Genomic DNA, 23464 nt, shown 5'->3' on the forward strand with positions numbered 1-23464 from the left:
CGACAACTATATTAGTATATCACCTATACCACCCAACTGTCAATACCTTTTTTGAAAAAAATTAAAAGTTTTCTAGAATTTTTTATTCATCAGAGGCTAGCCTCTATTAAAGAGTGGGAAGATAAGCTTCCTCACCTAGTTGACGAGCTAATAAACCAGCTCTCGCCAGCTGAAGCAAACTCTTTGTGAATTCATAAATATGCTCTCTTTCGCTTGTGGTCAACTCTTTTTTAGAAAATTTTCTTCTTAAAGCTTTGTAATCCCGACCTTCCTCTTGAAAGAAGGGAGCATCTTGTAAATAGGCTTTTACATTCTCCAAGTTTTCTAAAATACCAAGATGAAAAGCGGCAGAAGCAAAAGTTTTATCAAAAGGCTGGGTGCAAACGCTTCGAAACTCTACTGTCCCCCGTGTCGTCAAATCTTGATACTGGTAACTTCTGTGATTCTTGAAGTCTACTTCCCTTGGAGTCAAGTTTGCTTTTTCGCCTGAAAGGTCATAAGCCTCAATAGTTTTCTGGCTCAAGTATTCATTAGCAGCTATCGGATAGAAATAGTAGGATTGACCATTTCGTTCGGCAGTAAAAAGTGCTGATCTATCAAGATATGCAAAAAATTCATCTTCAGTTTGAAAATCTTTCGAATTAACACCCGCATTTTCCTGTAAAATGCCATGCATCGATTGCTCCCAGAAAATATCCCGTGCTATTTTTGTATCCCAAGAAGAATCAGAAAACTCTGAATTGGCAAAGAGATATGCCTTAGCAGCTTCAATTTGATTGAAGACATTGATAACAGTTAAATAATTTTCTCTTGAAACATCCAGCTGAACTTGACTCCCACAAATAAAAGCACCATATTCTGGATAATTGTGCAGACCATCCATGTTCTTTCCCATAGCCAAATACTGCATCAACATTTCATATCTTGGATACTTAACTGGACTATTATCATTTTCTGCCCAGAAAGGATGAATTCCTTTACCTTGAATTTCATGGTTTTCTTTGCGTAGAATTGGCTGAATAATGTTCAGATAGTTCTTAAAACGCTCTTCAACTTCTTGAATTCTGCTAGCCTTGGCAAAAGCAAATTCCAAAGTATTGTAAGAAACCTCAAAAAGAATCCTGTCTTCATTTTTAGTAGATTTCAGTTGGATAGGATTCCCGTCTCTGTCAAATCGTTCCGACTCAAAATCATACTCTTCCAACAGACGCTTCAAGAGATTCTTGGCAACATTTGTATCCGTTGCTCCACCCTGGCAATTGACAATAGGAAATTCTAACTCAATGCCAATGTATACCGTTGGATTCTCTTTAATATTCTTTAAATAACGCTCTTTTAAAATTTGGATTGAATCAGTCATTTTCATTTCCTATAAATTTTTGATAGTGTTAGAGTATTATAACAAAATTTCAGGTATTTTCCTAGCCTCATACAAAAACGCCTGCTTACGAAATTGTTTTTGCCTTAAAAGCAATTTCGTAAACAAGCGTCTACCTATTATCAACTATATGATGAGTGTTCCCGCTAGGAAAATTCCTAGCGGTAGACCAGAGCTAGACTAAGAATAGAGATTCTATTCCATCATCATAACACTCAACAAAGATTGATGATCTTATACCAATTCGATGATTGCCATTGGCGCAGCATCTCCGCGGCGCGGTTCAGTTTTCAGGATACGAGTATATCCACCGTTGCGCTCTGCATAGCGTGGTGCAATCTCAGAGAACAATTTTTGAAGAGCAGTAGTTGTAGTATACTTTTCTGTTGCTTCATCATAGTTTTCTGATGCAATTTCATTGCGTACAAAAGCTGCTGCTTGACGACGAGCATGCAAGTCTCCACGTTTGCCCAATGTAATCATTTTTTCAACTGTTTTACGGATTTCTTTAGCACGAGCTTCAGTTGTCACGATTGATTCGTTGATCAGCAAATCAGTAGTCAAATCGCGAAGCATTGCTTTACGTTGTGAGCTAGTGCGTCCTAGTTTACGGTAAGCCATGTATTCCTCCTTTATTTATCGTTTTTTAACCCCAGACCGAGATCAGCAAGTTTAACTTTTACTTCTTCCAGACTCTTGCGTCCCAAGTTACGAACTTTCATCATTTCAGGCTCAGATTTTTCTGTCAAATCAAATACAGTATTGATACCTGCACGTTTCAAACAGTTGTATGAGCGAACTGACAAATCTAATTCTTCGATGGTCCGTTCCAAAATGCGGTCATCAGAAGTCTTTTCTGCTTCCTTCATAACGTCTGCAGCGATAGCTACTTCTGTCAGGTTAGTGAAGAGATTCAAGTGTTCCGTAAGGATGCGGGCTGAAAGTCCCAAAGCATCTTCTGGAATAATTGTTCCATTCGTTAAAATTTCAAGGGTTAGTTTGTCAAAACCATCGTTGCTACCAACACGAGCTGGCTCAACCTGGTAATTAACTTTTGTCACTGGCGTATAGATAGAATCCACCGCAAGTGTTCCCACTGGCGCATCATCTTTCTTATTTTCATCTGCAGGCACATAACCACGACCACTGTTAACAGTCATCGTTGCCTTAAAGCTTGCGCCTTCTCCGATTGTAAAGAGATAATGATCAGGGTTTATAATTTCAATATCACTGTCTGTCAAAATGTCTCCGGCAGTTACTTCTGCTGGTCCTTCAACATCCAGTTCAATAATCTTTTCGTCTTGGACGTAAGATTTTACAGCAATCCCTTTGACGTTCAGAATAATTTGCATCACGTCTTCACGGACACCGGAAATCGTATCAAACTCGTGTAGCACACCTTCAATATTAATTGAAGTAACAGCAGCACCTGGAAGTGAAGCCAAAAGCACACGACGAAGAGAATTTCCCAGTGTTGTACCATAACCACGCTCAAGCGGCTCTACTACAAACTTGCCATAATCTTTATTTTCATCAATTTTTGTTATATTTGGTTTTTCAAACTCAATCATTTGCTATACTCCCTCTTAAACGAAAAGCAGTGTAACGGTTGGTGATTATACACGGCGACGTTTTGGAGGACGAGCACCATTGTGTGGTACAGGAGTCACATCACGAATAGCTGTTACTTCAAGACCAGCGGCAGCAAGAGCACGAATAGCAGACTCACGACCAGAACCTGGACCTTTTACAGTAACTTCAACTGATTTCAGACCGTGTTCCTGTGCAGATTTAGCAGCTGCTTCAGATGCCATTTGGGCAGCAAATGGTGTAGATTTACGAGAACCTTTAAATCCAAGAGCTCCAGCAGATGACCAAGCAATCGCGTTACCATGCACATCAGTAATCATAACAATAGTGTTATTAAATGTAGCGTGAATATGAGCAATACCGGATTCGATATTTTTCTTCACACGACGTTTACGTGTTGGTTTAGCCAAGACTTTTTACCTCCTTATATTATTTTTTCTTACCTGCAATCGCAACAGCTTTACCTTTACGAGTGCGGGCGTTATTTTTAGTGTTTTGTCCACGGACAGGAAGTCCACGACGGTGACGGATTCCACGGTATGAACCGATTTCCATCAAACGTTTGATGTTCAAGTTTACTTCACGACGAAGGTCACCTTCAACTTTAATCGCATCTACTTCACGACGGATAGCGTCTTCTTGTTCGATTGTAAGATCTTTTACACGGATGTCTTCTGAAACCCCAGCAGCTGCCAAGATTTTCTTAGAAGTTGGAAGTCCGATACCGTACACATAAGTCAGTGAAACGACTACACGTTTGTCATTTGGAATGTCAACTCCAGCAATACGAGCCATTTTTTCTCCTTTCTATCTTATCCTTGACGTTGTTTGTGTTTTGGATTTGCTGGGCAAATTACCATAACACGACCATTACGACGAATAACTTTGCAGTATTCGCAAATTGGTTTGACCGATGGTCTTACTTTCATTTTTTCCCTCCAAGTTTTTCGATTATTTAAAGCGGTATGTGATCCGTCCACGTGTCAAATCATAAGGACTCATTTCTACAGTCACACGGTCTCCCGCTAAAATACGAATATAGTTTTTACGAATTTTACCAGAAACTGTTGCTAAAATCTGATGTCCATTTTCAAGTTCAACCGTAAACATTGCATTAGGCATTGTATCAACTACCTTGCCTTCAACCTCAATCACATCGTCTTTTGCCACGCAAAAGTACCTCCATAAATTTCGATTTGATCCCTCTGAGCACAGAGGTAACAATTATAAGTCAGACTAATTCATTGTATCACTACTTGTCAAATATTGCAAGCAGGAAAAACGCTTTTATTTCAAATTTGTCAAGACTTTTTCGATAGCTGAGAAGACATCATTAATATCTTGATTTCCTTGAATATCATGGACCAGACCTTTGCTGCGATAGTGATCAATAATCGGCTGACCCTGAGCAATATTAACATCCAAACGACGTTTAACTGTCTCAGGCTTATCATCTTCGCGCTGGTAATAATCCTCTTCCTTGTAGTCTGCTGGCGGATTGAAGACCTTGTGGAAGGTTTCACCTGTTTCACGATGGATAATCCGACCGCTCAAACGCTCCAGCAAGCTGCTAGGATCCACTTCGATATTGATAACTCCGTCCAAAGCTAAATCAAGCTCTGCTAGCGTTTGATCCAAGGCATTTGCTTGCTCAATCGTGCGCGGATAGCCATCCAAGAGGAAGCCTGTTTGCTTAATATCATCCTGACTCAAGCGCTCTTTGACAATGCCGTTTGTCACTTGGTCTGGAACCAACTCGCCCTTGTCAATATAGGACTTGGCTAAAACGCCCATCTCTGTTTGGTTAGCAATCGCCGCACGGAACATATCTCCAGTTGAAATATGCGCAACATTGAAATGCTCAACGATTTTAGCAGCTTGAGTTCCTTTACCAGCACCTGGTAAGCCCATAATCAAAAGATTCATGATTGGTCTCCTTTTTTGTTTTTAAAGCAATCTATTAAACCGATTAATAAACTCGTTTAAAAACAAAATAGAAGGGGGTGAGTCTACTCTGTCCCCTTTTATTTTGTTTATTTTCGGTTCAAGAAAGGTTATCTGAACGGGCTTCTCATTAGAAAAGCTATTCAAAAAGTCCCTTACTCTGAAGTATCCATAAAGCCGACATACTTTCTCTTCAGCAGGTAGCCTTCTAGCTGTTTCATTCCCTCAATACCGGTTGAGATGATGATCAAGAGACTGGTTCCTCCAAGAGCAACGGCATCTGTCAATCCAAATACATCTTTAGCCAAGATAGGCAGGATAGAAATGAAACCTAGGAAGAGAGATCCCACTGTTGCCAAACGGCGCAGCAGTTTAGACATGTAGTCTTCTGTTCCTTTACCTGGACGAACACCTGGAATATAGGCTCCGCTCTTTTGCAGATTTTCTGCTGTCTTCTCTGGATTAATCTGTACAAAAGTATAGAAGAATGTAAAGAGGACAATCAGGAAGGCGTACATGAACATGCCACTAATGGTCGTTGTTGCCAAAAGTGACTGAGCTGTCTTAACCCAATCTGCGTCATAGCCCAAGGCACTGACAACTTGGAAAATCGCTGCCGGTGCAGCTGTAATCGAGCTGGCAAAGATTACTGGAATAACCCCAGCCGGATTGACTTTCAGTGGCAGATAGGAGCTAGAAGGTGCACCCTTAGCTACTTTCGTATACTGAACTGGAATTTTATATTCAGCCTGCTGTACAAAGGTTGTAAAGTAAATGATAAGCAGGACTGCCACAATCAGAATCCCTACAAAAATGAAGGATGAAGTCAAACGTTCACTAGGAATATTGACAAAGTAATCTTCATAGATACCTTTAATCATATCAGGGATAGCGGAAACGATACCAGCAAAGATAATCATGGAAACGCCATTTCCGTAACCCTTGTCTGTAATCTGCTCACCCAGCCAAGTTACAATCATTGAACCAGTTGCTAGAAGAACGCAAATCAAAGCGTAGGTCTGAACATTAGGATTGGCAACCAGATTAGCTCTTGAGAGAGTATCAAAACCAGCGGTAATCCCAATCGCCTGCACAAAGGCCAAAACCAGGGCGATATAACGGGTCGCTTGATTGAGCTTTCTACGTCCCACTTCCCCTTGCTTGCCCCACTCTACAAACTTCGGAAGCAAGTCCATCTGCAGCAACTGAACAACGATAGAAGCTGTGATATAAGGACTGACCCCAAGTGCAAAGACAGAGAAGTTGCGCATGGCATTACCAGAGACCAAGCTCAGCATATTCAAGAATGGCAAATCATTCAAATTGCTTAAGGCTTTGGCATTAATCCCCGGAACCGTTATGGTTGTACCGATACGGAAAACTAAGATGATAAAAATCGTGAACAAAATCTTAGACCGTACCTGTTTGATTTTAAATGCGTCTTTTAATAGTTTGAAAAACATAGGTCACCTCGCTTAGATGACTTCCACTGAACCACCTTTAGCAGTGATAGCTTCTTCAGCTGATTTAGAGAATTTAGCTGCCTTAACAGTCAATTTCTTTGTCAATTCTCCGTTACCAAGAATCTTGATACCTGATTTTTCAGCTTTTACAATACCTGCTTCGATGAGAACAACTGGTGTTACTTCAGCGCCATCTTCAAAGGCGTTCAGTTGGTCAAGGTTAACAATCGCATATTCTTTGCGGTTGATGTTCAAGAAACCACGTTTTGGAAGACGACGGAACAATGGAGTTTGTCCACCTTCAAAACCAAGGCGAACGCCGCCACCGCTACGAGCTTTTTGACCTTTTTGACCACGGCCAGATGTTTTACCGTTACCAGATGAAGTACCACGACCAACACGGTTGCGGACTTTACGAGAACCTGCAGCAGGTTGTAATTCATGAAGTTTCATTATATTATTTCTCCTCTTTTGTAAAATGCTAGCGCTCATATAGGAGAAAAGGTGTCTCCTATATAAACTCGCCTATACATATATTTAGTTTTAGGGGCTGAGAAAATCCCATCCCCTAACGTATTTTAATTTAAAGTTGTTAAACCAGCAAAGCTTATTTAACTTCTTCAACAGTTACCAAGTGTGATACTGCAGTAATCATACCGCGTACTGCTGGATTATCTTCTTTGATAACTGAGCTGTTCAATTTGCCAAGTCCAAGTGCTACAACAGTTTTACGTTGTGACGGGATGCGTCCGATTGGAGACTTAGTCAAAGTAATTTTAATTTGAGCCATGTTATCCCCTTTCTTATGCCAAGTCAGAAACTGAAATACCACGAAGGGCAGCAACTTCTTCAGCGCGTTTTAATTGTTTCAAACCTTCAACAGTTGCGCGAACGATGTTGATTGGAGTGTTAGAGCCAAGAGATTTAGATGTAACATCTGCTACACCTGCCAACTCGATGACGGCACGAACCGCACCACCGGCAGCAACTCCAGAACCCTCAACAGCTGGCTTAAGCAATACTTTAGCTCCGCCAAATTCTGAAAGAACTTCGTGAGGAATTGTTGTGCCAACCATTGGTACTTCAATCAAATTCTTCTTCGCATCTTCAACTGCTTTGCGGATTGCTTCTGGTACTTCTTGAGCTTTACCAGTACCGAAGCCAACACGACCATTGCGATCACCAACAACTACAAGAGCTGCAAAGCGAAGACGACGTCCACCTTTAACAACTTTTGTAACACGGTTGATGGCAACTAAACGTTCTTCAAGTTCAACTGCGTTGTCTTTAAATGCCATTTTCTAGTGTCCTCCTCTTAGAATTTCAATCCGTTTTCACGAGCTGCATCAGCCAAAGCTTTTACACGTCCGTGATAGAGATATCCACCGCGGTCGAAGACGACTTCAGAAATACCTTTAGCAACTGCACGTTCAGCAACGAGCTTACCAACAACAACGGCTTGTTCTGTTTTAGTTCCTTTTGAAACTTCTTTGTCAAGAGTTGAAGCGCTTGCGAGCGTTACACCCGCTACGTCATCAATCACTTGAGCGTAGATGCCTGTATTAGAACGGAATACGTTCAAACGTGGGCGATCAGCAGTTCCAGAGAGTTTTCCGCGAACGCGACGGTGGCGTTTTTGGCGGATTTTATTTTTATCTGGTTTCGTAATCACAATTTTCACCTCTTAATTTTAATCTTGTGCTTATGCACAACCTTGGGAAACAGCTTGTTTGGCTGAAAAAATCAGCCAGACAAGATTATTTACCAGTTTTACCTTCTTTGCGGCGAACGAATTCACCAACGTAGCGGATACCTTTACCTTTGTATGGCTCTGGAGCACGCAGACTACGTACGTAAGCTGCAGTTTGTCCGACTACTTCTTTTGAAATTCCGCTGACAACGATAGTTGTTGGGTTTGGAAGTTCAAAAGTGATGCCTTCTGGTGCTTCTACTTCGTCTGGATGAGATTTACCAACTGAAAGTACAAGCTTTTTGCCTTGAAGTTGTGCACGGTAACCAACCCCGCGCATTTCAAGTTCTTTCTTGAATCCTTCTGATACACCAACAACCATGTTGTTCAAAAGGGCACGAGTTGTTCCGTGGATTGTTTTCATTTCTTTTGAATCGTTTGGACGGTGAAGAGTTACTTCAGTTCCTTCCACACGGATTTCAATATCTTTTGAGAACTCACGAGTCAGTTCTCCTTTAGGTCCTTTTACAGTTACAACGTTGTCTTTGTTGCTGATTTCAACACCAGCAGGCAACACGATAACTTTATTACCAATACGTGACATGTTTATATTCTCCTGTTAGATTGTCAGGCCGCAAGCGACCAGTTTTCACGGGGCTTAAATCGATTTCTCGATTTAAAGGAACATTTAGGTTTCAATTTCAAAGCGAATCTAGGCATCGTCTCTCAGGCATAACTTTGGGTTAGGCAAGGGACGATAACGAAGAGTCACAAAGAAATTGAGAGCTAAATATTACCAAACGTAAGCGATAACTTCTCCACCAACATTCTTTTGGCGTGCTTCTTTATCAGTCAGCAAGCCTTCAGATGTTGAAAGGATAGCAATTCCAAGTCCGTTCAGAACTTTTGGAAGATCTTCGCGTTTTTTGTAAACACGCAGACCTGGTTTTGAAACGCGTTTCAAACCAGTGATAACTTTTTCACCATTTTGTCCGTATTTAAGGAATACACGGATGATGCCTTGTTTGTCATCTTCGATGATTTCAACGTTTTTTACAAAACCTTCACGCTTCAGGATTTCAGCAATCCCTTTTTTGATGTTTGATGCAGGCACTTCAAGCACTTCGTGGTTTGCTTGGTTAGCATTACGGATACGTGTCAGGAAGTCTGCAATTGGGTCAGTCATAACCATTTTATATTTCTCCTCTTACTAGTAGTTTGCAAGCTGCACTTGCTAGTTAATGATTGAGCTATGCTCAGATTGTGTTGACACATTCGAATAAGATTGCTCTTATTTGAACACGAGCTACAACCTGGGCAAAAAAGATAAATTTGTTTTGGAGCATCGCTCCTTCACCAAATTTCCTATTTTTGCTGTGGTTGTTGCGCTCTTTGTATCATGATATTACCAAGATGCTTTGGTAACGCCAGGGATTTGTCCTTTGTATGCTAATTCACGGAAGCAAACACGGCAAAGTTTAAACTTGCGGTAAACGGAATGTGGACGGCCACATTTTTCACAACGAGTATAAGCTTGCGTAGAGAACTTAGCTGGGCGTTTGTTCTTAGCAATCATTGATTTTTTAGCCATTTGTTTTACCTCCTATATTATTTTGCAAAAGGCATTCCAAGGCCTGTAAGCAATTCGCGTGACTCTTCGTCAGTGTTAGCAGTTGTTACGATAACGATGTCAAGACCGCGAGTCTTATCAACGTCATCAAAGTTGATTTCTGGGAAGATCAATTGTTCTTTCACACCAAGTGTGTAGTTTCCGCGCCCATCAAAAGATTTTGTTGGAACACCATGGAAGTCACGAACACGTGGAAGAGAAACTGAAACCAATTTATCCAAGAATTCATACATACGTTCGCCACGAAGGGTTACTTTAGCACCGATCGCTACACCTTCACGAAGACGGAAGCCGGCGATTGATTTTTTAGCTTTAGTGATAAGTGGTTTTTGACCTGAGATAAGAGCCAATTCTTCAGCAGCTTTTTCAAGGTTTTTAGCGTTTGATACAGCGTCACCGACACCCATGTTCAAAACGATTTTATCCACTTTTGGCACAGCCATAACAGATGAGTAGTTGAACTTTTCAGTCAAAGCTGGAACTACTTCTTTAAGATATTTTTCTTTTAAACGATTTGCCATTATACTTCTCCTTTCCTTCGTGATTAGTCAAGCACTTCGCCTGATTTTTTATTGTAACGAACTTTTTTGCCGTCTACAAACTTGTAGCCAACACGTCCTGCAACACCATTCTTGTCAAGCACTTGAACGTTTGACACATGGATTGGTGCTTCTTTTTCCACGATAGCACCTTGAGGGTTTTCGTTATTTGGTTTTTGGTGTTTCTTAACGATGTTTACACCTTCAACAACAACTTTGTTTACTTTTGGAAGAGCTGTAACAACAAGCGCTTCAACACCCTTGTCTTTACCAGCAATTACGCGAACTTTGTCGCCTTTTTTTACAAACATTTATTTCTCCTCTTAATTCTTACGCCCATAGGGGCACCCTGACTTTTGTCAGGGGACTGTGTTTGTTAATTTTGATTAAAGTACTTCTGGAGCCAATGATACGATCTTCATGAAGCCGCCGTCACGCAATTCACGAGCAACTGGGCCGAAGATACGAGTTCCGCGAGGAGTTTTGTCTTCACGGATGATGACTGCAGCGTTTTCGTCAAATTTGATGTATGAACCATCTTTACGACGAGCACCTGATTTAGTACGAACGATAACAGCTTTTACAACGTCACCTTTCTTAACCGCACCACCAGGAGTAGCTTGTTTTACAGACGCAACGATTACATCACCGATGTTAGCGAACTTACGTCCTGAGCCACCAAGAACTTTGATTGTCAAGATTTCGCGAGCGCCGCTGTTGTCGGCAACTTTCAAACGAGTTTCTGTTTGAATCATTTAAGTTTTCTCCTTTCTGGTTTGATTAGATGATAACCGCTTCTTCAACGACTTCTACAAGACGGAAGCGTTTTGTAGCTGAAAGCGGACGAGTTTCCATGATACGAACGATATCGCCTTCTTTGGCAACATTGTTTTCGTCATGTGCTTTGTACTTCTTAGAGTAGTTAATACGTTTACCATAGACTGGGTGGTTACGTTTAGTTTCAACTACAACTGTGATTGTTTTGTCCATTTTGTCAGAAACAACGCGTCCGACAAGAACTTTACGATTATTGCGTTCCATTGAAATTCTCCTTCCCTAGTCTATTATTTAACTTCTGATTGAACAGTTTTAATACGAGCGATTTGTTTTTTCACTTCTTTCAAACGAGCTGTCTGCTCCAATTGGCCAGCAGCTGCTTGGAAACGAAGATCAAACAATTCTTTCTTCAATTCATTTTCACGCTTCGCGAGTTCTTCTTGAGAAAGACCACGAAGTTCTTTAACAAATTCTTTTACTTCATTAAGTTTCATGCCTTCTCCTTATTCTGCTTCACGTTTTACGAATTTACATTTAACTGGAAGTTTGTGGCTTGCAAGGCGAAGCGCTTCGCGAGCGATTTCTTCTGAAACGCCAGCAACTTCAAACATTACTTTGCCACGCTTAACTGGTGCAACCCAACCTTCTGGAGCACCTTTACCAGATCCCATCCGTACACCGATAGCTTTTGCAGTGTATGATTTGTGTGGGAAGATTTTAATCCAAACTTTACCACCACGTTTCATGTAACGAGTCATAGCGATACGGGCAGCTTCGATTTGGCGGTTAGTGATCCAGTGGCTAGTAGTTGCTTGAAGACCGTATTCTCCAAATGCTACTTCTTTTCCGCCTTTAGCTTCACCGCGCATTTTTCCACGGAATTCGCGACGGTGTTTAACACGTTTAGGTACTAACATTGGTTATTTACCTCCTTTAGTGTTTTTACGAGCTGGAAGGACTTCTCCACGGTAGATCCAGACTTTAACACCCAGTTTACCGTAAGTAGTGTCAGCTTCTTCCCAAGCGTAATCGATATCCGCACGAAGAGTGTGAAGCGGAACAGTTCCCTCAGAGTAACCTTCGCTGCGGGCAATATCTGCTCCGTTCAAACGACCTGATACTTGAGTTTTGATTCCTTTAGCTCCTGCACGCATTGTACGTTGGATAGCTTGTTTTTGAGCACGACGGAAAGCAACACGCTGCTCAAGCTGGCGAGCAATTCCTTCACCAACCAGATGCGCATCCAAGTCAGGACGCTTGATTTCGATGATGTTGATGTGGACTTGTTTTCCAGTCAATTTGTTGAGTTTTGCACGGAGTGCATCAACGTTTGCTCCGCCTTTACCGATAACCATACCTGGCTTAGCAGTGTGAAGAGAAACGTTTACTTTGTTTACTGCGCGTTCAATTTCAATAGTTGAAATCGCTGCGTCAGCCAATTCTTTTTGAACGAATTTACGGATTGCAAGATCTTCATGAAGGTAATCCGCGTATTCTTTTTCAGCATACCATTTGGCATCCCAATCACGGATGATGCCGACACGCATACCAATTGGATGTACTTTTTGACCCACGATGTTACCTCCTTATTTTTCTGCAACGACCACAGTGATGTGGCTTGTGCGTTTGTTGATTGGTGAAGCTGAACCTTTAGCGCGCGGACGGAAACGTTTCATAGTTGGTCCTTCGTTTGCGAAAGCTTCAGATACTACCAAGTTTGCTTTTTCCAAACCAAAGTTGTTTTCAGCATTAGCGATTGCAGAGTTCAAAACTTTTTCGATAATGCCAGCAGCTTTGTTTGGCGTGAATTTCAAGATTGCGATTGCGTCAGCGACGTTTTTACCACGAATATTGTCAAGAACCAGACGAGATTTACGAGGTGAAACACGCACTGTACGAGCCATTGCTTTAGCTGAAGTAATTTCTGCCATTTATGTTCTCCTTATTTTCTACGTGTTTTCTTGTCGTCTGCAGCGTGACCCTTGTAAGTACGAGTTGGTGCAAATTCACCAAGCTTGTGACCTACCATGTCTTCCTGGATGTAAACAGGCACGTGTTTACGTCCGTCATAAACTGCGATTGTGTAACCAATGAAACTTGGGAAGATCGTTGAACGACGTGACCAAGTTTTGATGACTTTTTTCTTTTCGTCGTTAGCTTGAGCTTCAACTTTCTTCATCAGATGCTCATCGACGAAAGGTCCTTTTTTAAGACTGCGTCCCATTTTATATTTTCTCCTTTAAATAAGTACCACAGCGGCCTGCGCTGACTAGGCAGCGCTACCGAGCTGGCGGATAGATTGTTTTAAATTATTTCTCGTTGCGACGACGAACGATAAGTTTGTCAGATTTCGCTTTTTTGTTACGAGTTTTAAGTCCAAGAGCAGGTTTGCCCCATGGAGTAGATGGCGCTTTACGACCAACTGGTGCTTTACCTTCACCACCACCGTGTGGGTGATCGTTAGGGTTCATTACAGAACCGCGAACTGTTGGGCGGATGCCTTTCCAACGGCTACGTCCTGCTTTACCAAGGTTTACAAGTCCATGTTGTTCGTTTCCGACAACACCAACTGTAGCACGGCAAGTACCAAGAATCATACGAACTTCGCCTGATTGAAGACGAACAAGAGTGTACTTGCCTTCTTGACCCAATACTTGAGCAGAAGCACCAGCAGCACGAACCAATTCTCCACCACGACCTGGCTTCAACTCAATATTGTGAACCAAAGTACCAACTGGGATGTTAGCAAGTGGAAGAGCGTTTCCGACTTTGATATCTGCTTCAGGACCTGAAACGATGCGTTGACCAACTTCAAGACCTTTAGGAGCGATGATATAAGCCTTCACACCGTCAGTGTAGTGAACCAAAGCGATGTTTGCTGAACGATTTGGATCATACTCGATTGTTTTTACAACTGCTTCAACAGCGTCTTTGTTACGCTTGAAGTCAATCAAACGGTAGTGACGCTTGTGGCCGCCACCTTGGTGGCGAACAGTGATGCGACCGTTGTTATTACGACCAGCCTTGCTCTTCAAAGAAACAAGCAAAGATTTTTCTGGAGTGCTGGTAGTGATTTCAGCGAAATCCAAAGAAGTCATATTACGGCGACCGTTTGTTGTTGGTTTATAAACACGAATTCCCACGATATTTCCTCCTTAGATTATTCTTCTTCTGCACCGAACAACTCGATTGCTTTAGAATCGGCTGTCAGTGTTACGATAGCTTTTTTAGTTTTGTTTGTAAAACCAGTGTAGCGTCCAACGCGTTTTGCTTTTGGTTTTACATTGATAGTGTTAACGTTAGCAACCTTAACTCCTTCAAAAGCAGCTTCAACAGCTTGCTTGATCAAGAGCTTGTGAGCGCGAGTGTCCACTTCAAATACGTATTTGCCTGCTTCGTACTGAGCCATTGAACCTTCAGTGATAACAGGTTTTTTGATTACGTCGTACAAATTCATTATGCAAGAACCTCCTCAATTTTAGAGATAGCTGCCTGAGTAACCAGAAGTTTATCGCTGTTTACGATGTCCAGAACGCTTGCAGTTGTTGCAGTTGCAACTTTCACGTTTGGAAGGTTGCGAGCTGAAAGTGCAGCGAATTCATTTCCTTCTTCAAGGATAACAAGAACTTTAGTATCAATGCTCAGTGCAGCAAGCACTTTTGCAAACTCAGCAGTTTTTGGAGCTGTAAATGAAAGGCTGTCTACAGCTACGAATTTGTTTTCAGCAACTTTTTCAGAGTAAACTGATTTCAATGCCAATCTACGAACTTTACGTGGAAGTTTGTAAGCATATGAACGAGGAGTTGGACCGAATACGATACCACCGCCACGCCATTGTGGAGAGCGGATAGAACCTTGACGAGCACGTCCAGTTCCTTTTTGACGCCATGGTTTGCGTCCGCCGCCTGATACTGCAGAACGGTTTTTAACAGCATGAGTTCCTTGACGAAGGCTAGCGCGTTGGCTGATGATAACATCAAAGACAACTGATTCATTTGGCTCAATACCAAAGACCGCATCGTTCAGAACTACTTCACCAGCTTCTTTACCAGTTTGGTCAAATAATTTAACGTTTGCCATTGTGACTGATTTCCCCTTTCTTTATTATTTACCAGCTTTAACTGCTGACTTGATAGTGATAAGAGATTTCTTAGCACCTGGTACGTTACCTTTAATCAGGATAACGTTCTTCTCTGGAACAACCTGTACGATTTCAAGGTTTTGAATCGTTACACGGTTGCCACCCATACGTCCAGCCAAGCGTTTGTTTTTGAACACGCGGTTTGGCGCAACTGGTCCCATTGAACCAGGACGACGGTGGTAACGTGAACCGTGAGCCATTGGGCCACGAGATTGGCCGTGGCGCTTGATAACACCTTGGAAACCTTTACCTTTTGAAGTTCCTGTTACATCAACAACATCACCAGCTTCGAATGTATCGACAGTGATTTCTGCTCCTACTTCCAAGCCTTCAATGTTTTTGAATTCACGAATGAAGCGCTTAGGAGCTGTGTTAGCTTTCGCTACATGGCCTTTGGCAGGTTTGTTGCTCAATACGTCACGAAGGTCATCAAAACCAACTTGAACTGCGTTGTAACCATCTGTTTCAACTGTTTTAACCTGAAGAACAACGTTTGGAGCTGCTTCAACAACAGTTACAGGGATTAATTCGCCAGCTTCAGTGAAGATTTGAGTCATTCCCACTTTTTTCCCTAAGATTCCTTTTGTCATGAGAAAATGTTTCCTTTTCTATAATTTTTTTCAAAAAGTTTTTAACGAGCGTTTTTCATGCTCTGGTTTAGATCAAACTTTAGATTATAGTTTAATCTCTACGTTCACACCACTTGGAAGATCCAATTTCATCAAAGCGTCAACTGTTTTTTGAGTTGGGTTGATGATATCGATCAAGCGTTTGTGAGTACGCATTTCAAATTGTTCGCGAGAGTCTTTGTATTTGTGAGTCGCACGAATGATTGTGTAGAGGCTGCGCTCAGTTGGAAGTGGGATTGGACCCGCAACTTCAGCACCAGTACGAGTAGCAGTTTCTACGATTTTTGCAGCCGCTGTGTCAAGTGTACGATGTTCGTAAGCTTTCAAACGGATGCGGATTTTTTTGTTTGCCATCTTTTTCTCCTTTTCGTCTATTTAAGATAATAGGCTAGCTCCACAAGAAAACCGACAGGCGATTGCGTGGCAATGCAACCGAGCGTGTCGCAACCTCTTGCATCAAAGCTACACACTGTATTTTTACAGCACCATAGTATCTTAACACAAAGAACCAGTCATTGCAAGGGATTTGTGTAATTTTTTATAACTTTTTTATTTCTCGTTCAATTAAAGAAAAAAGCCCAATCTACTCTCAATAGATAGGACTTCGAATGATATGACTATTGTAGTTTTTTATTTCTACTTAAATCATTAAGAGAAAATTTTCAGAATCTGGAAAAGACCGCTTGCTACCACTTTGTCAAAGATATAGATGATTACTACAAAGAATGCAGTATATTCCATGACAGAGATAAAATCTGTCCATCTTTCTTTTCGGGTAGGCCAAGTTGTATCTTTCAATAATTTAAAAACATCTTTAAAGAATTTCACAACAATCTCCTATCTAGTTTCTTTATGCAGGGTGTATTTACTGCAATGTTTACAAAATTTATTAACTTCTAAACGCGTTGGTTTTGGAGTGCTACTGAGCTTAACCGAGTAGTTCCTAGAACCACAGACTGTACACGCTAGACTCGCCTTTTTTAATGCCATAACGCCTCCATCTTTCTTATTATAGCAGGATTCTATGCTTTTGACAAGCCGTTCAGCTCTTTTAAATCCTATTGAAACCAGCTGGTAACAGTATCCCAGAGGTTTTTCGCTTTCTCAGGAATACCAGTGTCATCAATGGCTTTCTTGGCTTCATCCACCAGATTTTGAGCTCGGTCCTGAACATCCTGCAGGAAGTCTTTGTTTTCAGTTGTAGTACCCGTTTCCTCTGTACCATAGGTGTCCACAGGGGCAATACCGTTGGCAGCATAGGCATTCTTTTCTCCTTCAAAGGAAGTTCCTTCTGTATATGGCAGGATGCTATTGGCAACATTTCGGAAAACCGCCGATGCTTCATTCGCACTGGTCCCAGTCAGATAGTGGGTCTCATCAGTTTTTGGAAAGCCTAGCCACTGGCTGATAACCACATCCGGCGTATAACCAATAACCCATTGGTCACCAGATAGATCTGGGTTAAAGTCCGTTTCAGTCGTACCGGTCTTACCAGCCATAGTATAGCCATATGGAGCTGCATAAATACCTGTACCGTTCGAGAAAGTCCCCAGCATCATGCTGTTCATCTTGTCAGTCGTTGTGCTATTGAGAACCCGGGTAGAAGTTTGGCGATGGGTCTTGACAACTTGACCGCTGGCATTTTCAATTTTTGTAATGAGATGGGCATCATTCATCACACCGCCATTGGCAAAGACTGAATATGCCTGCGCCATCTGCATTGGATTGGTTGTAACTCCGCTTCCTAGTGCTACTCCCAAAGTCTTATCAACCTTGTCCATATTCAGACCAAACTTTTTCCCGTACTCAAAGGCCTTGTTAATGCCTAACTCATCTACAGTTGAAACAGCTGGAATGTTCAGAGATTCTGCCAAGGCTTGATACATTGGAACTTTAGGGGAGCTTTGGATATTGCCGTAGTTGTTAATGGTATAGTCGCCAAAGGTGGTTCTGGTATTATCCAGCTCCTTATCTGTCGGCCAACCGGCAGCGACGGCCGGGCTGTAAGCAACCAAAGGCTTGATAGTAGAACCCGGGCTGCGGGAGGACTGGGTTGCATAGTTAAAGCTTCTGAAGGTAGAGCCTTCTGCACTATTGACTCGTCCAACTAATGCCCGTACACCGCCAGTTTTTGGATCCAAGGCAACACTGCCTGACTCAGCCATAGTGCCATCTTCTGCTACAGGAAAGAGAGAGACATTGCTGTAAATAACCTGCATGCTGGCTTGGTAGTTCTGATCCAGTTCAGTATAAATGCGATAGCCATTATTGACAATCTCTTCTTCTGTCAAGCCGTAGTCATTGACCGCTTCATTGATGACCGCATCGAAATAGGATGGATAGCGATAGTCTTCTGACTTACCGGCATACGCATCAACCAGCTGGCCACCGATTCCTACAGCGGCAGCCTGATCGGCCGTCCCCTGATCAATAAAACCTGCAGCAACCATATTTTGCAGCACCGTATTACGGCGATTGGTCGCATTTTCGACTGAATATAGCGGATTATAAATCTCTGGTCCCTTGAGCATACCAGCCAGAACAGCCGACTGGTCCAAACTAAGCTGACTAGCCGAAACTCCGAAATATTTCTTAGAAGCATCCTCCACACCCCAGACACCATTTCCAAAATAGGAGTTATTGAGGTACATGGTCAGAATTTCCTGCTTGCTGTATTTCTTATTGATTTCCAGAGCCAGGAAAAATTCCTTGGCCTTACGCTCAATGGTCTGGTCCTGAGACAGATAGGCATTCTTGGCCAGCTGCTGGGTAATGGTAGACCCCCCACCAGAGCGACCAGCCGTCAGGATAGCTAGGATAAAACGACTGTAGTTAATGCCGCCATTCTCATAGAAAGTCCGGTCCTCTGTCGCGATGACAGCATTTTGCAGGTCTTGACTAATCTCAGTCAGCTCGACATAAGTTCCTTTCTGACCAGACAGACTTCCCGCTTCATTGCCATCCTTGTCAAAGATGAGCGTGGTAGCTTTGAGGGCATTCTGCAAATCCTTGACATTGGTCGTCTTAGCCACATAAAAGAGATAGCCGCCGACTACCAGACCAAAGGTCAAGCCGAGAATCAGGAATATCTTGGTCAGATGAAACCTGCGCCAAAAACGGCGGATAGGATGCTGAGAGAGAGGTTTCTTTTTGCCCTTGCCCGAACGGCTGAGACCAGATTTAGCCTGCTCTTCTGTCAGCTCTACCTCCTCTGCTGCTTCTTTTTGAGGTTTCTGTATAGTAAAATAATCTACTAATTTTTCAAACAAATCTTTTAAATTCTTCATAAACCTTATTTTATCACCTTATTTAGGTGCAGACAAGAAAGTACCCTATTTCCTGTCTGATTTTTAGTTATTTTTAAGAAAAAGAGTATATTAAATAGCCTTTTAAAAGCCTCTGCAGCAAGTCTTACCCGACACTGCCTGTTTCCAAACAGCAGGCTTTCTGCTACAATAAATGTATGAAATTTACACTGACTATCCCAGATGGACTGCCCGCTATGACAGTCAAAGAGCTGCTGGAAGAACAATTTCTCATTCCGCGAAAAATCCGTCATTTTCTGCGGACCAAGAAGCATGTGTCCGTCAACGGTCTAGCTATCAACTGGCAGACTGTAGTCAAACCTGGAGATGACATCTGCCTGATATTTGATGAAGAGGATTACCCTCAAAAGACAATCTTGTTTGGAAATGGCGAACTCGTAGAGGAGCTCTATCAGGACCAGCACCTCATTATCGTCAATAAACCCGAGGGTATGAAAACCCACGCTAATGAACCAACAGAGCTAGCCCTTCTTAATCATGTTTCCGCCTATGTCGGTGAGACCTGCTATGTCGTTCACCGGCTAGATAAAGAAACCAGCGGTGCTGTCCTCTTTGCCAAGAATCCCTTTGTCCTGCCCATCCTCAATCGGCTGCTGGAAAAGCGAGAAATCAGCCGCGAATATTGGGCTCTGGTCCAAGGCAAGTTCCCAAGCAAAAAGCTTATCTATAAAGACAAGATTGGCCGCGACCGCCATGACCGCAGGAAACGGCTGGTTGACCCCCGAAAAGGACTCTATGCAGAGACCCATGTGACTAGGGTCAAGCAATTTGGGCAGGCTGCCTTGGTCAAATGCCAACTCAAGACTGGACGCACCCATCAGATCCGTGTTCATCTAGCTCACCACGGACACCCACTTATCGGTGACCCACTTTATCATCCGCAGCCCAAAGGGCGGCTTATGCTCCATGCCCATCGGCTGACCTTCACCCACCCTTTTACGCTAGAAAAAATAACCATCGAAGCCCGCTCTGACAGTTTTGAAAAAGTATTGAGCAGTCTAAACCCAAGATAGACCAAGAAAAGCAACAGTATGATCTGTTGCTTTTAGTTTGGAGTGAAGAGGATAAGCTATGATAACTTACATCACTGAGCCGGAAGTGCACTGATAAGTCTGGGCCCGATAGCTTTCTGAAAAACTATGCTCAGCAAATAAGACAGTAAGAAAATGATAAAAAAGCCAAAACTATAAATAGTATTCCGAGGCATTATCGACCTGAAAACGAAGATAATAAAAGGATGGATGATATAAATCATGGTGGCGTACTTTTTGGCAATATTATTCAAAATCGGAATATCAATGTTGGCCCCATTTCTGACCGCATAGAGGAAAATTGCACTGGATGAGAAAAGAGTACTAGGATATAGGTCGTACTCCGTACCCATGAAACAGTACTCAAGCAAAATCAAACCCGCTATTCCCAGGCCAATCGCCCATTTCCTGACAGAAGACAAGTCGTAGGATAAAATCCAATCCCGATGCTTGGCAAACTGCATGCCTAGAATAAAAAAGGGAAGACCCATAAACAGGAAGTTTCGATAGTAAAATTCGCTATCTGTATTGAACTCGATACAAAAGGCCAGAACCAACAAGAATAAGGACACACCAAAGCTAGTTAAACGGTGGAAATGCTTATAAAAAACCAGATAAAGCGTATAGATATAGGAGATAGCCAGCAAATACCAAGTCGGTGTAGCAGCTGAACCAATCAAGTCTCTGGGACTGTTAAAGAGGAAAAAGTTTGTAAAATCAGATAGGTCTATAGATGCCATCTTTTCTGTTAGTTCTCTGGTCAGCACTAGGTTGACAAAATGCACAATCGTGTAAAACAGGAGACTTGCAGTTGTCAAAAGGAGCATTTGCTTGAGACGATATTTGACCTTATCTTTGGAAATATTATAGGAAAAATAGCCCGACAGCATCATGAAAAAGGGAACTGCAAAGCGGGCCACAATTTGATAAAAAACGCCAAATTGCCCCGGAAGCAGAAAGTGTAAGGAAACAATACTAAAGCAAGCTAGGGCTTTAAAAGCGTGCAAAGTTGTGTTTTCAGTCTTCATGCAGACATTATAGCATGTTTATTATTACAGCTCATCAAGACCAGATTACATGCCCATTAAAAAACATATCAATTGATGACATTCTTTAAAAAGTTTTGCATCTGTAGGAGAAGACAGCTCTTATATAGAAAAACTCTTCTGCACTATTACAAAAGAGTTTTATTCACCTGACTGATATTCTATGTTAGCTTTCATAGCCATTAGGATTTGAGCTTTGCCATCTCCAAGAATCTCGCATCATATCTTGGAGAGTTTTCTCAGCTTTCCAGCCCAAAATGTCATTCGCTTTACTTGCATCGGCATAGCAAGTCGCCACATCTCCAGGCCGTCTCTCCTTGATAGCATAAGGAACTTTCACTCCATTGACATTTTCAAAGGCTTTAACCATATCCAGTACACTATAACCAATCCCTGTACCAAGATTGAAGACAGCAACTCCTTTGTTTTCTAAATTATGTTTCAAAGCCAAAACATGACCCTTGGCTAAGTCGACTACATGGATATAATCCCGCACTCCTGTACCGTCGTGCGTATCATAATCATTTCCGAAAACGCTAAGCTCTTGTAATTTACCGACCGCAACCTGAGTAATATAAGGCATGAGATTATTAGGAATTCCATTTGGGGCCTCACCAATCATACCAGACTCGTGAGCACCAATTGGATTGAAGTAACGAAGATTGGTTACAGACCAATCTGAATTTGCAAGAGCAACATCCGTCAAAATCTGCTCCATCATCAGCTTGGTATAACCATATGGATTGGTCGCTGAAGTAGATAAATCTTCTGTCAATGGTGAAATATTATTCATACCATAGACAGTAGCACTTGAACTAAAGATAATATGTTCCACTTTGTGCAACTTCATAACATCAAGCAAAGAGATGGTCCCACATACATTATTCTTATAATATTTTAGTGGTTCTTGCACTGATTCCCCTACAGCTTTGTATGCTGCAAAATGGATTACTGCATCAATTTGATTCTCTTCAAAAACCCGATTCATAAAATCTTTATCCGAAATAGAACCCTTGTAAAACGGAACCTCTACTCCTGTGATAGTTTTCAACCTATCCAATACTTCTACAGAGCTATTTGAAAAGTTATCGACAATAATGGCTTCATAGCCTGCTGCTATTAACTCAACCACTGTGTGGCTTCCTATATAGCCCGCTCCTCCTGTAACTAAAATTCTTTTCATGAGTCATCCCTCCTCGTAAACCCTAAAATTCATTTTAATTTTGCTAGTGCAGTTAGCAGATATTTCCCTTCCTGAAGTTGGCTGCCAATCCTTCGAGCATTTCTTACCAATTCGTTGTATTCTTCCTCTGTTAAGTTGCTTAGTTCTGTTTCTAGATCATAGAGAGAAGAAACTGCAATACCACATTTCTGTTTTAACATAAAATGAGCTAGAGCCGACTCTTTCCATACCACTACAGGAAATCCTGCTGCCAAATACAAAGAAGCTTTGTGGGAATTATTAAAACGTAGGTAATTCCCATATGTGCCTTGGCAAGTTTCTGCGCTATCGCCATCCCAAACTAACCCAAAACTTCCAACTAGTGCTGAAAGGAGCTCATCTGGCATAAAAGATCCAAAGTAACTCGTATTCTTCGAAGAACGACTTTCATCAAATCCAACTCCATAAAGATTAAACGAAGGTTTATCCGGCAAAGCGTATAAATATCCCGCTTTACTAGGCGTCAAATTACCAGCAACCATAATAGGAAAATCTTTTTGAGGCCTTGTCTTCTTATCAAAATCTGGAGTCAAATAATCAAAAATTTCTAAGCTAACCATTTGTTCCATCGGTACACCTTGCTCGAACAAAACTTTCTTCATAGTATCATTATGAACTATTATACCATTTACAAGTCGAAAGGTCTTTTTTTCTTGAAAATAATTCCTTAACTTATGACGGAACTTAACTGTAGATGCTGCCGAATTTCTCAAAGTCTCCACATCATGGATTAATAGATATAGTTTTACACCCCTTTTTTGTGCTCGCTTTATCAATGAAGAAATGAAAAACGTATGATGGATAATGGGAAACTGAATTAGTAATTCATCCCCATCACCTAACTGATCGAAAGCAGCTTTCATCGCACGATATTTGTGCTCCTGAGCCTTTAAAAAATTCATTTCGTACCAATTTTCTACTCGAAGAGCTAGCCCCCTATACCCTGCTGATATTAGGATTGCTTCCGCATCGTCTCGCGCCTTATTTCCCGCATTTTTTTTATGCTCATTATGCAGAAATGAATCTTTTAGATAATACTTGACCATTTGTCCTCTTTA

At 41.8% G+C, this 23464-nt stretch carries 37 protein-coding genes; 1 reads left to right on the forward strand and 36 read right to left on the reverse strand.

Annotated features, from left to right (window positions below):
* Positions 1-106: 106 nt before the first annotated feature.
* The 33 genes from AX677_RS05690 to pbp2a all read right to left on the reverse strand — a co-directional run bounded on the left by AX677_RS05690 (position 107) and on the right by pbp2a (position 19068).
* Positions 107-1366 (reverse strand): hypothetical protein, encoded by a 1260-nt coding sequence (locus AX677_RS05690; RefSeq protein WP_060976469.1) that lies wholly within the window; start codon positions 1364-1366, stop codon positions 107-109.
* Between the two features lie 246 nt (positions 1367-1612).
* Entirely contained in the window at positions 1613-1999 is a 387-nt protein-coding gene (gene rplQ / locus AX677_RS05695) for a 50S ribosomal protein L17 (protein WP_002894521.1), read from the reverse strand.
* Positions 2000-2010: 11 nt separating this feature from the next.
* Positions 2011-2949 carry a DNA-directed RNA polymerase subunit alpha gene (locus tag AX677_RS05700; RefSeq protein WP_002894519.1) on the reverse strand — a complete coding sequence of 313 codons (939 nt, stop codon included), beginning with the start codon at positions 2947-2949 and terminating at the stop codon, positions 2011-2013.
* 45 nt (positions 2950-2994) lie between these two features.
* The gene (gene rpsK, locus AX677_RS05705; RefSeq protein ID WP_001118385.1) at positions 2995-3378 is read right to left on the reverse strand and encodes a 30S ribosomal protein S11; all 384 of its coding nucleotides are present in this window, start codon (positions 3376-3378) and stop codon (positions 2995-2997) included.
* A gap of 19 nt (positions 3379-3397) precedes the next feature.
* The gene (gene rpsM, locus AX677_RS05710; RefSeq protein WP_002894516.1) at positions 3398-3763 is read right to left on the reverse strand and encodes a 30S ribosomal protein S13; all 366 of its coding nucleotides are present in this window, start codon (positions 3761-3763) and stop codon (positions 3398-3400) included.
* 17 nt (positions 3764-3780) lie between these two features.
* Positions 3781-3897 (reverse strand): 50S ribosomal protein L36, encoded by a 117-nt coding sequence (gene rpmJ, locus AX677_RS09145; RefSeq protein WP_001808836.1) that lies wholly within the window; start codon positions 3895-3897, stop codon positions 3781-3783.
* Between the two features lie 22 nt (positions 3898-3919).
* Positions 3920-4138 carry a translation initiation factor IF-1 gene (infA, locus tag AX677_RS05715; protein WP_001029883.1) on the reverse strand — a complete coding sequence of 73 codons (219 nt, stop codon included), beginning with the start codon at positions 4136-4138 and terminating at the stop codon, positions 3920-3922.
* A 117-nt stretch (positions 4139-4255) separates the two neighbouring features.
* Positions 4256-4894 (reverse strand): adenylate kinase, encoded by a 639-nt coding sequence (locus AX677_RS05720; RefSeq protein ID WP_060976470.1) that lies wholly within the window; start codon positions 4892-4894, stop codon positions 4256-4258.
* Between the two features lie 173 nt (positions 4895-5067).
* Positions 5068-6375 (reverse strand): preprotein translocase subunit SecY, encoded by a 1308-nt coding sequence (gene secY, locus AX677_RS05725; RefSeq protein WP_002898721.1) that lies wholly within the window; start codon positions 6373-6375, stop codon positions 5068-5070.
* A gap of 12 nt (positions 6376-6387) precedes the next feature.
* The gene (rplO, locus tag AX677_RS05730) at positions 6388-6828 is read right to left on the reverse strand and encodes a 50S ribosomal protein L15 (protein WP_002901833.1); all 441 of its coding nucleotides are present in this window, start codon (positions 6826-6828) and stop codon (positions 6388-6390) included.
* A gap of 154 nt (positions 6829-6982) precedes the next feature.
* On the reverse strand, positions 6983-7165 hold the full coding sequence (gene rpmD / locus AX677_RS05735) for a 50S ribosomal protein L30 (protein WP_002894509.1): 183 nt from the start codon (positions 7163-7165) through the stop codon (positions 6983-6985).
* Between the two features lie 13 nt (positions 7166-7178).
* Positions 7179-7673 (reverse strand): 30S ribosomal protein S5, encoded by a 495-nt coding sequence (gene rpsE, locus AX677_RS05740; RefSeq protein WP_002894506.1) that lies wholly within the window; start codon positions 7671-7673, stop codon positions 7179-7181.
* 17 nt (positions 7674-7690) lie between these two features.
* On the reverse strand, positions 7691-8047 hold the full coding sequence (rplR, locus tag AX677_RS05745; protein WP_009659213.1) for a 50S ribosomal protein L18: 357 nt from the start codon (positions 8045-8047) through the stop codon (positions 7691-7693).
* Between the two features lie 85 nt (positions 8048-8132).
* Entirely contained in the window at positions 8133-8669 is a 537-nt protein-coding gene (gene rplF, locus AX677_RS05750) for a 50S ribosomal protein L6 (RefSeq protein ID WP_002894503.1), read from the reverse strand.
* A 189-nt stretch (positions 8670-8858) separates the two neighbouring features.
* On the reverse strand, positions 8859-9257 hold the full coding sequence (rpsH, locus tag AX677_RS05755) for a 30S ribosomal protein S8 (RefSeq protein ID WP_002899666.1): 399 nt from the start codon (positions 9255-9257) through the stop codon (positions 8859-8861).
* A gap of 213 nt (positions 9258-9470) precedes the next feature.
* The gene (locus AX677_RS05760; RefSeq protein ID WP_001085697.1) at positions 9471-9656 is read right to left on the reverse strand and encodes a type Z 30S ribosomal protein S14; all 186 of its coding nucleotides are present in this window, start codon (positions 9654-9656) and stop codon (positions 9471-9473) included.
* A 17-nt stretch (positions 9657-9673) separates the two neighbouring features.
* A complete protein-coding gene (gene rplE, locus AX677_RS05765; protein ID WP_002894499.1) occupies positions 9674-10216 on the reverse strand; it encodes a 50S ribosomal protein L5 in 543 nt (180 codons plus the stop codon).
* Between the two features lie 23 nt (positions 10217-10239).
* Positions 10240-10545: a 50S ribosomal protein L24 gene (rplX, locus tag AX677_RS05770; protein ID WP_002894497.1), complete on the reverse strand. Its 306-nt coding sequence runs from the start codon at positions 10543-10545 to the stop codon at positions 10240-10242.
* Positions 10546-10620: 75 nt separating this feature from the next.
* Positions 10621-10989 (reverse strand): 50S ribosomal protein L14, encoded by a 369-nt coding sequence (gene rplN / locus AX677_RS05775; protein WP_002894494.1) that lies wholly within the window; start codon positions 10987-10989, stop codon positions 10621-10623.
* Positions 10990-11014: 25 nt separating this feature from the next.
* Complete coding sequence (rpsQ, locus tag AX677_RS05780; protein ID WP_000440801.1) at positions 11015-11275, reverse strand: 30S ribosomal protein S17; 261 nt, start codon at positions 11273-11275, stop codon at positions 11015-11017.
* A gap of 23 nt (positions 11276-11298) precedes the next feature.
* Complete coding sequence (gene rpmC, locus AX677_RS05785; protein ID WP_002894488.1) at positions 11299-11505, reverse strand: 50S ribosomal protein L29; 207 nt, start codon at positions 11503-11505, stop codon at positions 11299-11301.
* A gap of 9 nt (positions 11506-11514) precedes the next feature.
* Positions 11515-11928 carry a 50S ribosomal protein L16 gene (gene rplP, locus AX677_RS05790; RefSeq protein ID WP_000960948.1) on the reverse strand — a complete coding sequence of 138 codons (414 nt, stop codon included), beginning with the start codon at positions 11926-11928 and terminating at the stop codon, positions 11515-11517.
* A 3-nt stretch (positions 11929-11931) separates the two neighbouring features.
* Entirely contained in the window at positions 11932-12585 is a 654-nt protein-coding gene (gene rpsC / locus AX677_RS05795; protein ID WP_002894486.1) for a 30S ribosomal protein S3, read from the reverse strand.
* Positions 12586-12597: 12 nt separating this feature from the next.
* On the reverse strand, positions 12598-12942 hold the full coding sequence (gene rplV / locus AX677_RS05800) for a 50S ribosomal protein L22 (protein WP_002894484.1): 345 nt from the start codon (positions 12940-12942) through the stop codon (positions 12598-12600).
* A gap of 11 nt (positions 12943-12953) precedes the next feature.
* Entirely contained in the window at positions 12954-13235 is a 282-nt protein-coding gene (gene rpsS / locus AX677_RS05805; RefSeq protein ID WP_000533766.1) for a 30S ribosomal protein S19, read from the reverse strand.
* Between the two features lie 85 nt (positions 13236-13320).
* Complete coding sequence (gene rplB, locus AX677_RS05810; protein ID WP_002894482.1) at positions 13321-14154, reverse strand: 50S ribosomal protein L2; 834 nt, start codon at positions 14152-14154, stop codon at positions 13321-13323.
* Positions 14155-14171: 17 nt separating this feature from the next.
* Complete coding sequence (locus tag AX677_RS05815) at positions 14172-14468, reverse strand: 50S ribosomal protein L23 (protein ID WP_002894481.1); 297 nt, start codon at positions 14466-14468, stop codon at positions 14172-14174.
* Positions 14468-15091, reverse strand: a complete 624-nt coding sequence (gene rplD, locus AX677_RS05820) for a 50S ribosomal protein L4 (RefSeq protein ID WP_002894480.1) — start codon at positions 15089-15091, stop codon at positions 14468-14470. The genes AX677_RS05815 and rplD overlap by 1 nt, the downstream gene beginning before the upstream one ends.
* 24 nt (positions 15092-15115) lie before the next feature.
* Positions 15116-15742 (reverse strand): 50S ribosomal protein L3, encoded by a 627-nt coding sequence (gene rplC, locus AX677_RS05825; RefSeq protein WP_002894479.1) that lies wholly within the window; start codon positions 15740-15742, stop codon positions 15116-15118.
* 84 nt (positions 15743-15826) lie between these two features.
* Complete coding sequence (rpsJ, locus tag AX677_RS05830; protein WP_002894478.1) at positions 15827-16135, reverse strand: 30S ribosomal protein S10; 309 nt, start codon at positions 16133-16135, stop codon at positions 15827-15829.
* 294 nt (positions 16136-16429) lie between these two features.
* Positions 16430-16609: a preprotein translocase subunit SecE gene (gene secE, locus AX677_RS05835; protein ID WP_002931917.1), complete on the reverse strand. Its 180-nt coding sequence runs from the start codon at positions 16607-16609 to the stop codon at positions 16430-16432.
* Positions 16610-16618: 9 nt separating this feature from the next.
* Positions 16619-16771: a 50S ribosomal protein L33 gene (gene rpmG / locus AX677_RS09150; RefSeq protein ID WP_002894024.1), complete on the reverse strand. Its 153-nt coding sequence runs from the start codon at positions 16769-16771 to the stop codon at positions 16619-16621.
* A 68-nt stretch (positions 16772-16839) separates the two neighbouring features.
* On the reverse strand, positions 16840-19068 hold the full coding sequence (gene pbp2a, locus AX677_RS05840; protein WP_060976471.1) for a penicillin-binding protein PBP2A: 2229 nt from the start codon (positions 19066-19068) through the stop codon (positions 16840-16842).
* 176 nt (positions 19069-19244) lie between these two features.
* Here pbp2a and AX677_RS05845 point away from each other — a divergent pair, with 176 nt between their 5' ends.
* A complete protein-coding gene (locus tag AX677_RS05845) occupies positions 19245-20120 on the forward strand; it encodes an RluA family pseudouridine synthase (protein ID WP_060976472.1) in 876 nt (291 codons plus the stop codon).
* 71 nt (positions 20121-20191) lie between these two features.
* Here the strand turns inward: AX677_RS05845 and AX677_RS05850 are convergent, their stop codons facing one another.
* The 3 genes from AX677_RS05850 to AX677_RS05860 form a co-directional block, all read right to left on the reverse strand.
* Positions 20192-21166 (reverse strand): acyltransferase, encoded by a 975-nt coding sequence (locus AX677_RS05850; protein WP_060976473.1) that lies wholly within the window; start codon positions 21164-21166, stop codon positions 20192-20194.
* 184 nt (positions 21167-21350) lie between these two features.
* Positions 21351-22367, reverse strand: a complete 1017-nt coding sequence (gene galE / locus AX677_RS05855; RefSeq protein WP_002931909.1) for a UDP-glucose 4-epimerase GalE — start codon at positions 22365-22367, stop codon at positions 21351-21353.
* A 29-nt stretch (positions 22368-22396) separates the two neighbouring features.
* Positions 22397-23452 (reverse strand): sugar transferase, encoded by a 1056-nt coding sequence (locus AX677_RS05860; protein WP_060976474.1) that lies wholly within the window; start codon positions 23450-23452, stop codon positions 22397-22399.
* Between the last annotated feature and the right edge of the window lie 12 nt (positions 23453-23464).

This window comes from Streptococcus sp. CCH8-C6, assembly GCF_001557225.1.
Taxonomy (GTDB): Bacteria; Bacillota; Bacilli; order Lactobacillales; family Streptococcaceae; genus Streptococcus; species Streptococcus sanguinis_C.

What these genes read in the sequence shown, in the direction of transcription:
- AX677_RS05690 (WP_060976469.1), bottom strand. Translation starts at nt 1,366, where the DNA reads ATGAAAATGACTGATTCAATCCAAATTTTAAAAGAGCGTTATTTAAAG.
- rplQ (WP_002894521.1), bottom strand. Translation starts at nt 1,999, where the DNA reads ATGGCTTACCGTAAACTAGGACGCACTAGCTCACAACGTAAAGCAATG.
- AX677_RS05700 (WP_002894519.1), bottom strand. Translation starts at nt 2,949, where the DNA reads ATGATTGAGTTTGAAAAACCAAATATAACAAAAATTGATGAAAATAAA.
- rpsM (WP_002894516.1), bottom strand. Translation starts at nt 3,763, where the DNA reads ATGGCTCGTATTGCTGGAGTTGACATTCCAAATGACAAACGTGTAGTC.
- rpmJ (WP_001808836.1), bottom strand. Translation starts at nt 3,897, where the DNA reads ATGAAAGTAAGACCATCGGTCAAACCAATTTGCGAATACTGCAAAGTT.
- AX677_RS05720 (WP_060976470.1), bottom strand. Translation starts at nt 4,894, where the DNA reads ATGAATCTTTTGATTATGGGCTTACCAGGTGCTGGTAAAGGAACTCAA.
- secY (WP_002898721.1), bottom strand. Translation starts at nt 6,375, where the DNA reads ATGTTTTTCAAACTATTAAAAGACGCATTTAAAATCAAACAGGTACGG.
- rplO (WP_002901833.1), bottom strand. Translation starts at nt 6,828, where the DNA reads ATGAAACTTCATGAATTACAACCTGCTGCAGGTTCTCGTAAAGTCCGC.
- rpmD (WP_002894509.1), bottom strand. Translation starts at nt 7,165, where the DNA reads ATGGCTCAAATTAAAATTACTTTGACTAAGTCTCCAATCGGACGCATC.
- rpsE (WP_002894506.1), bottom strand. Translation starts at nt 7,673, where the DNA reads ATGGCATTTAAAGACAACGCAGTTGAACTTGAAGAACGTTTAGTTGCC.
- rplF (WP_002894503.1), bottom strand. Translation starts at nt 8,669, where the DNA reads ATGTCACGTATTGGTAATAAAGTTATCGTGTTGCCTGCTGGTGTTGAA.
- rpsH (WP_002899666.1), bottom strand. Translation starts at nt 9,257, where the DNA reads ATGGTTATGACTGACCCAATTGCAGACTTCCTGACACGTATCCGTAAT.
- AX677_RS05760 (WP_001085697.1), bottom strand. Translation starts at nt 9,656, where the DNA reads ATGGCTAAAAAATCAATGATTGCTAAGAACAAACGCCCAGCTAAGTTC.
- rplE (WP_002894499.1), bottom strand. Translation starts at nt 10,216, where the DNA reads ATGGCAAATCGTTTAAAAGAAAAATATCTTAAAGAAGTAGTTCCAGCT.
- rplX (WP_002894497.1), bottom strand. Translation starts at nt 10,545, where the DNA reads ATGTTTGTAAAAAAAGGCGACAAAGTTCGCGTAATTGCTGGTAAAGAC.
- rplN (WP_002894494.1), bottom strand. Translation starts at nt 10,989, where the DNA reads ATGATTCAAACAGAAACTCGTTTGAAAGTTGCCGACAACAGCGGCGCT.
- rpsQ (WP_000440801.1), bottom strand. Translation starts at nt 11,275, where the DNA reads ATGGAACGCAATAATCGTAAAGTTCTTGTCGGACGCGTTGTTTCTGAC.
- rpmC (WP_002894488.1), bottom strand. Translation starts at nt 11,505, where the DNA reads ATGAAACTTAATGAAGTAAAAGAATTTGTTAAAGAACTTCGTGGTCTT.
- rplP (WP_000960948.1), bottom strand. Translation starts at nt 11,928, where the DNA reads ATGTTAGTACCTAAACGTGTTAAACACCGTCGCGAATTCCGTGGAAAA.
- rplV (WP_002894484.1), bottom strand. Translation starts at nt 12,942, where the DNA reads ATGGCAGAAATTACTTCAGCTAAAGCAATGGCTCGTACAGTGCGTGTT.
- rpsS (WP_000533766.1), bottom strand. Translation starts at nt 13,235, where the DNA reads ATGGGACGCAGTCTTAAAAAAGGACCTTTCGTCGATGAGCATCTGATG.
- AX677_RS05815 (WP_002894481.1), bottom strand. Translation starts at nt 14,468, where the DNA reads ATGAATTTGTACGACGTAATCAAAAAACCTGTTATCACTGAAGGTTCA.
- rplD (WP_002894480.1), bottom strand. Translation starts at nt 15,091, where the DNA reads ATGGCAAACGTTAAATTATTTGACCAAACTGGTAAAGAAGCTGGTGAA.
- rplC (WP_002894479.1), bottom strand. Translation starts at nt 15,742, where the DNA reads ATGACAAAAGGAATCTTAGGGAAAAAAGTGGGAATGACTCAAATCTTC.
- rpsJ (WP_002894478.1), bottom strand. Translation starts at nt 16,135, where the DNA reads ATGGCAAACAAAAAAATCCGCATCCGTTTGAAAGCTTACGAACATCGT.
- rpmG (WP_002894024.1), bottom strand. Translation starts at nt 16,771, where the DNA reads ATGGCATTAAAAAAGGCGAGTCTAGCGTGTACAGTCTGTGGTTCTAGG.
- pbp2a (WP_060976471.1), bottom strand. Translation starts at nt 19,068, where the DNA reads ATGAAGAATTTAAAAGATTTGTTTGAAAAATTAGTAGATTATTTTACT.
- AX677_RS05845 (WP_060976472.1), top strand. Translation starts at nt 19,245, where the DNA reads ATGAAATTTACACTGACTATCCCAGATGGACTGCCCGCTATGACAGTC.
- AX677_RS05850 (WP_060976473.1), bottom strand. Translation starts at nt 21,166, where the DNA reads ATGAAGACTGAAAACACAACTTTGCACGCTTTTAAAGCCCTAGCTTGC.
- galE (WP_002931909.1), bottom strand. Translation starts at nt 22,367, where the DNA reads ATGAAAAGAATTTTAGTTACAGGAGGAGCGGGCTATATAGGAAGCCAC.
- AX677_RS05860 (WP_060976474.1), bottom strand. Translation starts at nt 23,452, where the DNA reads ATGGTCAAGTATTATCTAAAAGATTCATTTCTGCATAATGAGCATAAA.